At 36.4% G+C, this 14,014-nt stretch carries 10 protein-coding genes and 1 pseudogene; 1 reads left to right on the forward strand and 10 read right to left on the reverse strand.

Annotated features, from left to right (window positions below):
- Window positions 1-384: 384 nt before the first annotated feature.
- The 5 genes and pseudogenes from E1I69_RS07560 to E1I69_RS07580 form a co-directional block, all read right to left on the reverse strand.
- A pseudogene (locus E1I69_RS07560) lies at window positions 385-1,839 on the reverse strand (IS1182 family transposase).
- 602 nt (window positions 1,840-2,441) lie between these two features.
- On the reverse strand, window positions 2,442-3,359 hold the full coding sequence (locus E1I69_RS07565; RefSeq protein ID WP_136379000.1) for a phytanoyl-CoA dioxygenase family protein: 918 nt from the start codon (window positions 3,357-3,359) through the stop codon (window positions 2,442-2,444).
- 37 nt (window positions 3,360-3,396) lie between these two features.
- Window positions 3,397-4,320 carry a phytanoyl-CoA dioxygenase family protein gene (locus E1I69_RS07570; protein ID WP_136379001.1) on the reverse strand — a complete coding sequence of 308 codons (924 nt, stop codon included), beginning with the start codon at window positions 4,318-4,320 and terminating at the stop codon, window positions 3,397-3,399.
- 482 nt (window positions 4,321-4,802) lie between these two features.
- A complete protein-coding gene (locus tag E1I69_RS07575) occupies window positions 4,803-6,068 on the reverse strand; it encodes an MFS transporter (RefSeq protein WP_136379002.1) in 1,266 nt (421 codons plus the stop codon).
- 137 nt (window positions 6,069-6,205) lie between these two features.
- Entirely contained in the window at window positions 6,206-6,397 is a 192-nt protein-coding gene (locus E1I69_RS07580; protein ID WP_136379003.1) for a hypothetical protein, read from the reverse strand.
- Window positions 6,398-6,693: 296 nt separating this feature from the next.
- On the opposite strand from E1I69_RS07580, the gene E1I69_RS07585 reads away from it, so the two are divergent.
- Window positions 6,694-7,575: an AraC family transcriptional regulator gene (locus tag E1I69_RS07585; protein ID WP_136379004.1), complete on the forward strand. Its 882-nt coding sequence runs from the start codon at window positions 6,694-6,696 to the stop codon at window positions 7,573-7,575.
- A 111-nt stretch (window positions 7,576-7,686) separates the two neighbouring features.
- Here the strand turns inward: E1I69_RS07585 and E1I69_RS07590 are convergent, their stop codons facing one another.
- From E1I69_RS07590 to rlmD, 5 genes are all read right to left on the reverse strand, one after another.
- Window positions 7,687-8,610, reverse strand: coding sequence for a phytanoyl-CoA dioxygenase family protein (locus E1I69_RS07590; protein ID WP_136379005.1), 924 nt, complete (start codon window positions 8,608-8,610; stop codon window positions 7,687-7,689).
- Window positions 8,611-8,654: 44 nt separating this feature from the next.
- Complete coding sequence (locus tag E1I69_RS07595) at window positions 8,655-9,599, reverse strand: substrate-binding domain-containing protein (protein ID WP_136379006.1); 945 nt, start codon at window positions 9,597-9,599, stop codon at window positions 8,655-8,657.
- A gap of 28 nt (window positions 9,600-9,627) precedes the next feature.
- Window positions 9,628-10,569: an ABC transporter permease gene (locus E1I69_RS07600; RefSeq protein WP_207308521.1), complete on the reverse strand. Its 942-nt coding sequence runs from the start codon at window positions 10,567-10,569 to the stop codon at window positions 9,628-9,630.
- Between the two features lie 59 nt (window positions 10,570-10,628).
- Window positions 10,629-12,152 carry a sugar ABC transporter ATP-binding protein gene (locus E1I69_RS07605; RefSeq protein WP_347561797.1) on the reverse strand — a complete coding sequence of 508 codons (1,524 nt, stop codon included), beginning with the start codon at window positions 12,150-12,152 and terminating at the stop codon, window positions 10,629-10,631.
- Window positions 12,153-12,614: 462 nt separating this feature from the next.
- Window positions 12,615-14,000 carry a 23S rRNA (uracil(1939)-C(5))-methyltransferase RlmD gene (gene rlmD / locus E1I69_RS07610; RefSeq protein ID WP_136379007.1) on the reverse strand — a complete coding sequence of 462 codons (1,386 nt, stop codon included), beginning with the start codon at window positions 13,998-14,000 and terminating at the stop codon, window positions 12,615-12,617.
- Between the last annotated feature and the right edge of the window lie 14 nt (window positions 14,001-14,014).

Genomic DNA, 14,014 nt, shown 5'->3' on the forward strand with positions numbered 1-14,014 from the left:
GTTACATCTTTAATTATCTTTCCTTACAAGTAGTGAACAGCACTCCACATGGCTTGAGTAGTGATCGCAGACATATTGATGTAGTGGTGTTTACCTTTTTAACTTGAAATTAATTATGATATGGTTCAGCGTGGTTATTTAAGAGGCAAAAAACAGATAGGATAAACATTTAGCTTAATGAATTTAAAATAGGACAAATCAATCTTGAATTTGGTCAAGAAGCTTTGGATTATACACAAAAAGATACCCTTCATAGAAGGAGGCCGCTGAAAAACTGGCGTTTTTTATAGGTATCTAAATTTCTGTAACAAAAAAGACGACTCAAATTCATTTTTTGAATTTAAAGTCGTCTTTTTTATCCGTATCATACCATTTCATTCCTGGTTATAAGCCTAGTAGTTTTAAAATCCGTTTTATATTTACTGTAAATATCGCCATGGCACCTTGTAATTCCATACCAATTAGACCCGAGGATTTCGCAACATCATACCCGTGTCTATGTTTTAGTTCACTATTTTTAGCTTCTATTTTATAACGTTCTTTGGACTTTTCCTTGAAGTATTCACTCTCTTGGAAATTCATCTGTTCAGTATGTACATTTGATTTAATAATGACAGAATAGGTTTTACTTTTAGCACCTTCCTTATAACATCCTTCTTTAAATGGACAGTGTTTACACTTTTCGATATCAAAATAATAGGTGTCAACTTGATTGGCAGCGACCCCTTTTTTACCTTGTCGAGCTTTTCGAATAGCCATATGTCCTGCCTTACAGACATACATTCCAGCATCTTTATTAAATTCAAATTCATCCTCTTTCTTCCGAGTACCTTGAGTAACAGATGGGTTTAATTTAGCAACTAGTTTTATTTCATTCTTTCCAGTGTATTCGATATTTCCCTTTTCAGAGTAAGCTGTATCACCTTAACTGCTTCAACATCTATTCCAGCCTTTTTACTTTTTTCAATTAGTGTTTCTAGTTGTTTACCGTCGTTTTTCTCGCCTGAAGTTACTGTCGCAGCTGTTATAAGACGTTCTTCACTCATGGCTATATGCGTCTTGAACCCCAAAAAAGCGGTGTCGGCACTTTTGTGCCCAACTTTCGCATCTTGATCCTCGGAGATCTGTAAATGTTCAATGTCATCGGCAACAGTTTCCTTCAAGAGGTTTAATTGTTCCTTAACTTTTGGGTATTGAGTTAAAGTTTCCTCTTTTTCGATTACATCAATAAGCTTTTGGCTATACTCAATTTCATCCTCAAGAGAATTAGTCGTAGTTTTCGCAGGGAACTTCTCTTTCATTGTTTCGTCTATTTTATAGATAGATTTTCTTAGTTTTCTTGAACGATCCATTAAGATTTCTTTAGGTGATTTTTGGTTATACCGTGCTTTTGTGTGGGTAGCATCTACTATAATACTTTTACTTTTGATGATTTCCTTTTCAATCGCGATTTCTACGGTTTTATTGATTAATAAATCTAATAGGTCAACATTTTTTAAACGCAGTTTTCGAAACTTAGTTAAAGAACTTGGGTCGATCACAGGCTCTTCAGGAGCCATATCCAGAAAATACTTAAAGGACATGTCATATTTAGAACGCTCCAACAATATCAACATCAGACAAGTCATGGATAGTCTTTAGCAATAAATATTTGAACATGCGAATAGGGTCGACAGCATTTCGACCGTTATCATGACAATAATTTCCCTTAAGCTCTTCATATACGAAAGAGAAGTCCACAAGTTCATTAATTTTCCGCAGCATATTATCTTTCGGAACGACTATATCATAAATCTGCATAAACGGACTAAAAGTCATTGATTGTTGTTTTTGAATCATAGTATCCACCCACATTAAATTGATACTATAATTATACAATGAAAAAAGGTATCAATTTCTCAAAAATATTGAGAAATGATACCTTTTTTTACTTACGGGGACTTTTTCTGGTTTTTTAAAATCTTTATAAGCAACTTTAAAGGTTCTCAAATCATTAGGAAACATTAGATTCAGTCTTTACTTTTATGGGCTTTCTCGCTGGAATACCATCAATTAATTTAAAGTGAGCAAGTTGGTTGCAGAAAAAACAGCGGTGTTCCCAATATTTTTGGGATAGTTTTTGAATATGTGGGACATTTAGTAACGTTATTGCCTCTTTTATATGCTTTTCACAAACCGTTATCATTACAATCCCTCTCTTACATTTTATTAAGATGTCATGAATTATTTACCTCAGTACTAAATACGGCTAGGACTCTTCATACTCTTCATCATAAGCTTCTGAAGTTTCTTCACTGCAATCCCAACATACAACTCGATTTCTTTCCATTTTGCATAACTCCTTTTCACAAAAAACACAAGTATCCATGTTATTAACCTCCTAATTAGATTATTTAGGAGAGCTCCTGGAATAGTAGATTCCAGGTAGCCCTTCTTTAAAATTACCAATTTTTTAAGCCTAAAAGTTTTTCCCCTAGTTCAGTAAGTTCCGCTCTTTCATACTTCACTTGCTCCCAATTACGAGGGTCTCCAGGGAATGCGGCTCCCTCTGGCTTAATCCTTTCACTCCATGACTTAATTCTTGATTTTCGCAATTCCTCATTTCCTTCCTGAGCTGGGAACATGGAGATATATTGTGCCAATCGTGGCTTATCTGAATTGTTTGGACGGATTCCATGCGGCTGCATCGCGTTAAAAATTAGCAAATCCCCTGCTTTTGTCACTATTTTAGTTGGCGTAAAGCCAGTTGTATCCGGTTTATACGGATCTCTATCAGCTGGCTGTGTTTTTACCCAGTCATCAAAAGTTCTGTAAAGTTCAGGGATACACTGGAATCCACCCATCTCTTCTGTAGTATCACATAAGGATAATACTCCTTGAACATTGACTGGTTTTGGATCCAACGAGGAATCTACATCCCAATGAATAAATCCATCATATTCATGACCAGGACGGATTGGTAGATTTAGATTACAACGGTCAATACTGGTCCATAGTTTTTCCGTTCCCCAAATATCTACAAACGCGTTATAGATTCTTTCGTACATACGGTTATCCCACAGGTACTGATGGTTATACAATTCAACCATTCCCGTGTTATTTAGCTCTTTCATTTGCATTTCACGCCGTGGTGCTGTGTACCATGTTGATGGATCATTAGGGTCTTTTTCTTCAAACTCCCAGACTAAACTCACTAAGTGGTCAATATGCTCCTGAGGAATTGCATTGCGAATAATGACATAACCGTTTTCCTTCCAAAACTTCCAATCCTCTTCACTTAATACACGAAGCGGCTCATTATTTGAGCGTTCATTCAGCGGAGTTTGAATTTCAAGAATATTATTTAGCTGCTTTTTCATAAAAAATTCCTCCTCTTTAATAAGTAAAATGAATCGTTTACCACTTTTTAAGACCTAGTAATTTTTCACCAAGTTCTGTCAACTGTGCTCGTTCATATTTTTCCTTTTCCCAATTTCGAGGATCTCCAAGGAATGCAATCCCCTCTGGAATTTCACGGTCTCTCCATTGTGTAATTCTCCAATCCCTTAATTCTTCATTCTCTTCCTGTGCCGGGAACATGGAAATATACTGATGAATATTTGGTGTGTCCAATGTGTTTTTACGTAAGCCGTGAGCTTGCATAACATGGAAGATTAATAGGTCACCAGCTTTTAATGTGACTGGAGTTGGCGTATATCCCGTATAATCTGGGTGATATGGATCACGGTCTTCCGGTTGTGTTTTCACCCATTCTTCAAAGTCTCGGTATAATTCAGGAATGACGCTTAAGCCACCGCTTCCTACTTGTGTATCCGTTAAGAAAAGAATACCTTGAACATTCTCGGGACGAGGTTGTAAGGATGTATCAGCATCCCAATGAATAAAGCCTTCAAATTCGAAAACTCCTGGTTTGCTTGGGAAGCTCATATTACAACGGTCAATGCTGCACCATAATTTTTTGGTTCCCCAAATATCAACGAATGCATCATATACTTTTTGGTGCATACGGTTATCCCAGAAGTATTGATGGTTATATAATTCCACCATTCCTGCTCCACGAAGCTCAGGCATTACATGTTCACGAGCAGGTTTTGAATACCATGTAGAAGGATCATTAGGGTTCTTTTCTTCAAATTCCCAAATTAACTTTTTTGTACGTTCAATGTTTTCTTGTGGAACCACATTAGGAACCACTACATACCCATTTTCTTTCCAAAACTGAAATTGTTCCTCTGTTAATACCCTTAGCGGTTCATTATTTAGACGTTCATTTAAAGGAATATTAATCTCTAAAATATTATTTACTTTTGTTTTTGCCATGCTAATTCCTCCTTTGTTTTTAATCATCAGGTCACGATTTCTTAGTTATAGAAAGCGTTTACTAACAGTTGTAACTCAAGGACTCTATTGTTAACCTGCATTTCTACTTTCTCAACCACCTGACAATATTAATGTACTATTTACATAGGGGTAATACTATAAACTAACGTGCTTTGTTGTATTATAAAAGATAATATATTGCTTTTTCTTCACTTTTTTTAAAGAATTCTAAAGAGATTTGTTGGATATTAGAAACATTTTATACCATAACCGACAAATATAAGCGCTTTACAAACCAAATCCCTTCATGTTTATGGCCGAATTAAAACTATAATTATATTGTTATCACCATATAAAAAATACATTATATTGTTATTGAGGTTAAAAACCCAAGCTATACTTATCCATTACAAATGCTTTTAAACGCAAAAAAGAGATACCGAGATCCACGTCTTGATCTCTTAGTATCTCTTCTAAAATTTTTAGATAACTTTCTCATTAAGTTCCAATTCTTTTTCTTCCTTTTTCTTAACTGATTCCGATCCTTGTTTCGAATTTTTAAAGAAGAAAAAGAATACTACTGCCACAACGCTCGCAATTACACCTGGATAAAACCAAAATACTTGCCATTGTTCCAAAGCTCGTGCTCCTTGATTCGTTACTGTTTGATTAAACAGCTCTCCGGCTAAAAAAGAACCGACAAGCATTCCAATTCCTTGCGTAAACATGATAATTAGCCCTTGCGCTTGTCCCTTTATTTTTTCATCTGCTACCGAATCCGTGTAAAGATATCCTGTTACGAAGAAAAAATCCCAACAAAGTCCATGCAATGCAATCCCAATATAAATCATGCTAATCATTGCATCAGGTGCTCCTACAGAGAACAATGTCATTCTTAGTACCCATGCCAGCATTCCAATAAAAAACATCCATTTGTAGCCTAATCGTTTAAAAAAGAAAGGAATCAGCAGCATAAAAACAACTTCAGAAAACTGGCCAATTGTCATAAAAGATGATACGTTTTCAATCCCAGCGTCACCAACAAAGACGGAGGCAAAAGAAATATAAGCTGCGTGATCAATAAATAGTACGGTCGTGCAAATGATAAAGACTAAATAGTAACGATCCTTCAATAGCTTAAATGCATCAAGACATAATGCATCCCGAAAGGAAAACGGTTTCCCTTTACCTGGTGCAGGAGTGTTCGGTAAAGTAAAGCTATATATTCCAAGTATAATAGACATGATGGCACCTACATAAAAGGCGGATGGACTACCTGAAAGCCCGAGACTGCCAACGAGAATACCTGCTGCAATAAAACCAACGGTTCCACATACACGGATAACCGGAAAATATTTTACAGAGTTCTTCACATTGCTCATGCTTATATTATTGGTTAAGGAATAAGTTGGATTAAATAAAAGCATGTACAGAGACATGAATAAGATAAAGGCTGTCCCATTTTCCTCATGTATTTGTACTGGGAGTAACCATAATAAAATAGAACCAATGAGGTTCACAAGACCTAACACTTTTTGTGAAGAGATAAAGCGGTCAGTAATCATCCCTAAAAATACAGGGGAAATAATAGCCGCAATTCCACCAACCGCAAAAGCAGTTCCTATTATAGAAGACATCCCATTTTCACTAAGAATTAATCCCAAAGTAGCAAACCATGATCCTAACACAAAATATTGAAGGAACATCATGGTTGAAAGACGTGAAATAACGAAAGAGTTCATTTGCATTTTATTTTCCCCCCGCTGCCTGATTAAACATTTCAATAAATTCCTTTCAATTACGTAAAAACGCGAAAACACTTTTATCTCGGTCAAGACCCGTTTATTTTCTTTCTATTTTCAATGTCAATCACTCTCTGTGTCCTTTAGCAACTCCCGATAATCCGTGTAAACCTTTCCATTTTTATTAAAAGTTTCAGCAGACTTTTTGCATTCTGTTTATTTCCACTACAAAACGCGTCTACTTCTACCTTTTCACCTAACTTCATTAAAGCTGGAAAGTGTTTTTGCATCGCAATGACACCACAGCCAATTATCCCAACATTTAATTTTCGCATAATACCTCCGAAAATTTGTAGAATTCTTATTAAACGCTTACAATCATGATAAAAATTCAATTAATTAATCATCAACGTTGTTTAATGATAATATTTTCATAGTGTTAATACTATTAAATATTGTGCTCTATTTTCAATAAAACTATAATATCTTGCTTTTTATACTCAAAAAACTCTTCAAAAACCGATTATTTGCTACTATGGATGGAAGAAGAGGTATAAAATATATAAAAATATAATATCTTGCTTATTTGGTTATTAAACTAAGAAATTAATTTAAAGGAAGTAGACAGATAATGGAGAACACTACTAAAGAAATGGAATTATATTTACAACAACCATTAACGTTTATCACCCCTCCTGTCCTAGCATATGCTGGTCAGGTTAGAGGAAATCCCAATTGGAACTTTCCTAGCCATAAACATGATGATTTATCTGAAATGATTTATATTCGTAGTGGTGAAGGAACCTTTTTGATTAACAATCAACTCTATACAGCTAATGAAGGAGATATCCTTATTTACAATTCGGGAGTCATCCATGAGGAACATTCAAATCCAATGAATCCTCTTGAGACATTCTTTTGTGGGATTACCAATGTAGCGATAAAACATTTAGATAAACTTTGCATTACTCCGTTAGATATTGAGCCAGTAATTCGCAAAAATAAATATTCCGATCTCATTGGAACTTATTTTTCGACAATATTCGAAGAATCGTCCCTTCAAGATACGAACTATCAAACCCTTTGTAAGGGTTTACTCATGTCCTCTATTGCTTTAATTCACAGGGCGATTCAATCGAAGCATGTGAAGAATGAAAGCACCGAGACCAATCAATTGGCCATACGAATAAAAGAATTTATTGATAAAAACTATAAAACAAATATAAAACTTGAGGACATTGCAGATGAACTCTTTATCAACAAATATTACTTATCCCATGTTTTTAAAGAGCATATGCAAATCTCTCCTATTAATTACTTAATTAACCGACGTATAGGAGAGGCCAAAAACATGTTGGTATCAACAGAATTAAAAGTAGGAGAAATCGCAAAAATTTTAGGGTATGAGAACCCTAATTATTTTTCTCTTCTATTTAAGAAAACTACAGGGGAAACACCGAGACAATTTAAAGAAAACCATAAGAAAAATCTTTACTATAATAAGAAAACATAGACCAAGGACTTCTCCACTGAATCGTTATGCACACAAAAAAAGCTGCTAAGTACGCAGCTTTTTTGAGTTTCAATTAGAAAGAAAAGAATAGAAGCGACTCAATTTCTTTCATTACCATTTCTTTAAACCTAATAGTTTCTCTCCTAATTCAGTAAGTTCTGCTCTTTTATATTTTACTTGTTCCCAATTACGAGGATCCCCTGGGAATGCCGCTCCCTCAGGTTTAATTCTCTCGCTCCAGGAATGAATCCTAGTATCTCTCAATTCTTCATTATTTTCCTGTGCTGGGAACATGGAGATATATTGAGCCAATCGTGGCTTATCCGAATGATTTGGACGAATCCCATGAGGCTGCATCGCGTTAAAGATAAGTAAATCTCCCGCTTTTGTCACTACTTTAGTTGGCGTAAAGCCTTTCGTATCCGGTTTATACGGGTCTCTATCTGCTGGCTGTGTTTTTACCCAGTCATCAAACGTTCTGTAAAGCTCAGGGATACACTGGAATCCACCCATCTCTTCTGTGGTATCACATAAGGATAATACTCCTTGAACATTGACTGGTTTTGGATCCAACGAGGAATCGACATCCCAATGGATAAAACCTTTATATTCATGGCCAGGACGGATTGGTAGATTTAGATTACAACGGTCAATGCTCACCCAAAGTTTTTCTATTCCCCAGATATCAACAAACGCATTATAAACTTTTTCATACATGCGGTTATCCCAAAGGTACTGATGATTATATAATTCAACCATTCCAGTATTCATTAACTCTTTCATTGCCATTTCACGGCGTGGTGCTGTGTACCAAGTTGATGAATCATTAGGGTCTTTTTCTTCAAACTCCCAGATCAAATTCACTAAGCGATCAATGTGCTCCTTTGGAACGGCATCGCGAATAATGACATACCCATTTTCCTTCCAAAACTTCCAATTTTCTTCACTTAATACACGAAGCGGTTCATTATTACGGCGTTCGTTTAACGGTGTTTGAATTTCTAAAATATTATTTAATTTCTTTTCAGCTTTCATTTAGTACTCCTCCTTATATTCCTTTTTATAACTTAAGGATTTTATTACTTAAATTGATTTAAATTTTCTTTTGTTACCAATTGGAACGGTATCATATTATCTTTTTCAACTGATTCTCCCTTTGCTGCTTTAAACGCTACATCAACTGCCATTTTCCCTTGCGCATCCACATCCTGAAAGACAGTAGCGGCTAACTCACCAGCTTCAATAGAATTTAGTGCGTCCGGAATGGCATCGATTCCAAGTACTTTGATCTCGTTTAATTTTCCAGCAGCACTTATCGCTTTGATTGCACCTAATGCCATTTCATCATTTTGTGCAATAATTGCATCTAGTTCTTGCGATTGTAGCCAGTTTTCGGTTAAAGATAGTGCTTCCTCTCTTGAGAAATTTGCCGTCTGGTCTGCAGCAATCTCTATATCAGGGTAGTCTTTTAACACTTCCATGATTCCTGCTGTTCTATTGACCTCTGCTGAATTCCCGTTTGGTCCGCGAATAATACCTATTGTTCCTTTACCTTCCAATAATTCTGCTGCATGCTTCATCTCAATTATCCCAGCCTCTACATCGTCTGAGCCAACATGTGCTGTCAATTTATCTATATTCGAAACCGTTGCTAGAACAGTAATAATCGGAATGTTTGCTGCCGCAGCCTTTTCTGCAACTGCTGCACTTCCATCTTTATCAGCCGGATTTAAAATGATGGCATCCACCTGTTGATTAATGAGATTTTCAACCTGACTAACTTGATTTTCAGCCTTACCTTCGCCATCTGATTCTATTAATTCAGCCCCAGCTGATTCAGCATACTTTCTAATTGAATCTTGCAAATTAACAATATATTCATTTTGTAGGTTTTGATATAAAACTCCGATCTTCACCTTTCCTTCTGCTGCTCCACTAACCTTTTCTTCTGTATTACCAGCACATCCACTTAATATCCCCAGAAACATTAGCAACACGAATGCTATTCCCTTTACCTTTTTCATATCCCCACTCCTATAGATTTATTTATTTTCAATGATTGTTTTTTCTATCAAGAAGTACTGCAATAACGATAATTGCCCCTTTTAAAATTTGCTGATAGTAGGAAGAAACATTTAGCAAGTCGAGTCCATTATTCATTACACCAATAATTAATACACCCATAAGTGTTCCAACAATGCTGCCCACTCCACCAAAAAGACTTGTTCCTCCAATAACAACTGCTGCAATAGCGTCAAGTTCATAGCCCTGACCTAACACTGGCGAACCTGACATGATCCGAGAGGATAGAATCATTCCTCCGATGCCGGCTAATAATCCAGCAATCGCGTATACACCAATCTTGACTGAAGTTACATTAATACCTGATAATCTCGCAGACTGTTCATTCCCACCAGTTGCAAAAACATGTCTTCCAAATACAGTAAATCTAAGAAGAAAAATCCCTACGATGGCTATGAAATTGAATACAATTATAGGAATTGGAAGGCCAATTATGTGACCGCTTCCAATATTGTTAAAAGAATTACTTAGTCCGATAACTGGGCGACCATCCGTATATACCATCGCCAAGCCTCTAGCTGCAGTCATCATTCCTAAAGTAGCAATAAATGGAGCTACCTTCCACTTTGCAACTAAGACACCATTAACGATTCCACAAGCTAAACCAACGGTTATTCCGGCGAGAATTGGTATGATAATAGAATAACCACTGTCCGCCTGGGCAAAGCTTGCAGCAACAACTGCTGATAGTGCCATTATCGATCCGACAGATAGGTCAATACCTCCCGTAATAATTACGAATGACATTCCAATAGAAACAATACCGATAATGGATACTTGCCGTAATATATTAATCATATTTGTAGAAGTCAAAAATGAATCAGATGTGATAGATAAAACGATAAATAGAATTGCAAAAGCCATATAAATTCCGTATTTAGCAATAAAGTTACCCTTACTTACTGTTTTCATTACTGAACGAGCATTAACCATATCCAGTCCATTCATTTTTGCAGCTGGTTTTTGAACATTCATCCGACCTTTTCTCCCTTCGTCATTCCCGCACAGCACGCCATAACTTTTTCTTGGTCAAATTCTTCTCGGAGAAATTCTCCAGTCTTTACTCCCTCACACATGACCATGATCCGGTCACAGATCCCAAACAGCTCAGGCATTTCTGAAGAGATAACAATTACTGCCTTACCTAAACTAGCAAAATCGTAAATGATTTTATAAATTTCGGATTTGGCTCCGATATCAATGCCTCTAGTTGGTTCATCCAATATTAAAATATCTGGCTTATTTAAAAGCCATTTAGCAATGACAATTTTTTGCTGATTTCCACCGCTTAGATTTTTTACCAACATGTTCCGATTAGGTGTTTTGATTTTAAATGATTTTATTTGTGCATCAACAGTACTGCTTTCTTTTTTTCTAGAAATAATATGGTTAAAAAAGGATAACTTCCTTAGGTACACTAAACTAATATTATCTCTTACATTTCCAGCTAAATTTAGTCCTGTCTGTTTACGATCTTCTGTCACTAGTGCTATGCCATTCTTAATCGCTTCTGAGGGATGTTTATGAACCACCTTTCTTTGATTCATATGTATTTCTCCCGTTTGTGGAGGGTTAATCCCAAAAATACTTTCCACTAACTCCGTTCTTCCTGCACCTACAAGCCCTGCAATACCAAACACTTCACCTCGATGCATGGTAAAAGAGATATTTTCAAAACTACCCTTTCTTGTTAAATTTTTCACTTCCATAAATACTTCTTCCCTTTTGGAAGTTCTAGTTTGATAGACATCTTTTAACTCTCTGCCAACCATTAAGGAAATCAGCATGTCATGATTTAAATCCGTAGCTGGTTTACTATCGATATAACACCCATCTCGTAAAATCGTAATATCATCTGCGATTTTAAAAATTTCGTCCATTTTATGAGAAATATATATGATTGACTTTCCTTGGGAAGTTAGCATTTTAATAATGCTAAACAGTTTTTCGACTTCTCTATCTGTAATGGCTGAAGTTGGTTCATCCATTACAATAATATCCGCATTATTAGAAACCGCTTTCACAATTTCCACCATTTGTCTATCTGATACAGAAAGTGTGGACATCTTTACTTTCGTATCCAAGTCAATATTTAATCGTTGTAATAGCTCACGGGTGTCTTCATTTTGCTTCTTTTTGTTTATAATCCTACTTTTACCAATGCGGGGTTCTCTGCCAAGAAAGACATTTTCCGCAACAGTTAGTTCTGATACAAAGCTTAACTCTTGGTGAATCATACTGATTCCATGATGTAGTGCCTCACTAGGACTGTTTAACACAATTTTTTCTCCTTTTAAAAAAAGTTCCCCCTCATCTGGTTGATAAATTCCAGCTAGTATTTTCATCAGTGTAGATTTACCTGCGCCATTTTCCCCCATGAGTGCATGAACGCTTCCTTTTTTTACATTAAGTGAAACATGATTTAGTGCTTTTACACCTGGAAATGACTTAGATATATTTTTCATTTCAAGTGCATACACATTTTTCTCTACCACCCCTAAACGTCACCCCTTCATTTAAGTAAGTTCTAATCAAAATTTTGATACTGTTCTGATTAGTTGAATAATACTATCGACATAGTGTTTATACAATTAAGATTCTTGCTATGTTCATTTAAAATCTCTATTATCTTGCTATTTGAGAGACTTTCTAAATAATTTGAATGGAAATGAGCATAGTAGTTCATATACTTGGAATTTAATATAAAAAAAAACCCCCGTTCTACATTCAAACGAGGATTTTCTCATAATATTATTGATGATTATTCTTTCATCATAATTTGCTTAATGTTTAAAAACCATTCCTCAAGAATTATAGCGTGAGGATGTTCAGGTTAAAAGTATTAAAATTAATAAATTAGTGGGGCAGCAAATAAATGCAGCAGACCTTCCTATTCTGGGCCTGCTGCATCTTTTAAAACTTTCTTCGAGACGCACTCACAAGGTTTGAATAGTGATTTATCTTAGTACCAATTGCGCAACTGCCTCTACATGCGCCGTATGAGGAAACATATCCACCGGCTGCACATACTCCACACGATAGAGCTTAGACAATACTTGAATATCCTTCGCTAAAGTCGATGGATTACAAGACACATACACCATTTTCTTCGGTTTCACTTTCAATACAGTTTGTAAGAATTGATCGTCACAGCCTGTTCTCGGTGGGTCGACGACGATGACGTCTGGACGCCAGCCTTCGTTTACCCATTTTGGAAGGAGCTTTTCGGCTTTTCCTACTGCGTAGGTTGCATTCTCGAAGCCATGTTTTTTTGCATTTTTTCTTGCGTCCTCGATGGCTTCTGGTATGATTTCGATTCCGCGGATTTCTGCTGCACCGTCTGCAAGCCACAACCCAATCGTTCCCACTCCACAGTACGCATCGACGATCTTTTCCTTACCTGTTAATTGAGCTGCCTTTTTTACTTCTTCATATAATTTAACGGTTTGCTCTGGGTTTAGCTGGAAGAATGCACGAGCAGATAACTCGAATGATAGGTCTCCAAGAGTTTCTTGGATAACCTCGCTTCCGTGTAGATGAATCGATTCGTCGCCAAAAATGAGTGATGTTTTTTGTCCATTGATGTTTTGGATGATTGATTTTACTTCAGGCAAACGCTTTGTAATTTCGTCTATCAATAAGCTTTTTCGTGGGATTTCTTTTTTAGCTGTAATTAAGACGAGCTGTACTTCTCCCGATTGAACGCCGACTCTTGTAACAATTGTGCGGACGAGCCCTTTTCGATTTTGTTCATTATAAATTGATATTTTTAAATCCTGAAGGATCATTTTTACCGTTTGAGTGACTTTGCTTGTTGCTGGATGTTGGATCATACAGTCCGCGATATCAATCAGTTTGTGTGAATTCAGTCCATAAAGTCCCGCTATCACCTTTGTCTTTTCCAATCCGACCTGGAACTGACTCTTGTTTCGGTAGTTCCATGGGTTTTCCATACCAATTGTTTCTTTAATATTGAGCTTTTCAATGGGTGTTTTACTATATCGTTCAAACGCTTGGACGACGATGTCCCGCTTCTCTTTTAATTGCTGACGATAGTCCAAATGCTGCAGCTGGCAGCCTCCACATAAATCGTAGATTGGACATGGTGGCTTTACCCGATGCTCTGATTTTTTACGGATTTTTTTAATCCTGCCTTCAGAAAATTTCGGATGAACCTTCGTTGCTTCGACAACTACCTCTTCACCAGGTAGCGCCCCCGGTACGAAGACGACCTGTCTTTTAAAATAGCCGACACCTTCTCCGTTGATTCCGAGTCTCTTTATTGTAAGGGGAAAGGTTTGTCCCACCTGTAATTTTGCTTGGTTTTCTTTTTGTTGTTTCATTCATTACACACAAC

Source organism: Bacillus timonensis (genome assembly GCF_004799755.1).
GTDB classification, from domain to species: Bacteria; Bacillota; Bacilli; order Bacillales; family Bacillaceae_L; genus Ferdinandcohnia; species Ferdinandcohnia timonensis_A.

What these genes read in the sequence shown, in the direction of transcription:
- E1I69_RS07600 (WP_207308521.1), bottom strand. Translation starts at nt 10,569, where the DNA reads ATGAAAACAGTAAGTAAGGGTAACTTTATTGCTAAATACGGAATTTAT.
- E1I69_RS07590 (WP_136379005.1), bottom strand. Translation starts at nt 8,610, where the DNA reads ATGAAAGCTGAAAAGAAATTAAATAATATTTTAGAAATTCAAACACCG.
- E1I69_RS07595 (WP_136379006.1), bottom strand. Translation starts at nt 9,599, where the DNA reads ATGAAAAAGGTAAAGGGAATAGCATTCGTGTTGCTAATGTTTCTGGGG.
- E1I69_RS07585 (WP_136379004.1), top strand. Translation starts at nt 6,694, where the DNA reads ATGGAGAACACTACTAAAGAAATGGAATTATATTTACAACAACCATTA.
- E1I69_RS07570 (WP_136379001.1), bottom strand. Translation starts at nt 4,320, where the DNA reads ATGGCAAAAACAAAAGTAAATAATATTTTAGAGATTAATATTCCTTTA.
- rlmD (WP_136379007.1), bottom strand. Translation starts at nt 14,000, where the DNA reads ATGAAACAACAAAAAGAAAACCAAGCAAAATTACAGGTGGGACAAACC.
- E1I69_RS07580 (WP_136379003.1), bottom strand. Translation starts at nt 6,397, where the DNA reads ATGCGAAAATTAAATGTTGGGATAATTGGCTGTGGTGTCATTGCGATG.
- E1I69_RS07575 (WP_136379002.1), bottom strand. Translation starts at nt 6,068, where the DNA reads ATGCAAATGAACTCTTTCGTTATTTCACGTCTTTCAACCATGATGTTC.
- E1I69_RS07565 (WP_136379000.1), bottom strand. Translation starts at nt 3,359, where the DNA reads ATGAAAAAGCAGCTAAATAATATTCTTGAAATTCAAACTCCGCTGAAT.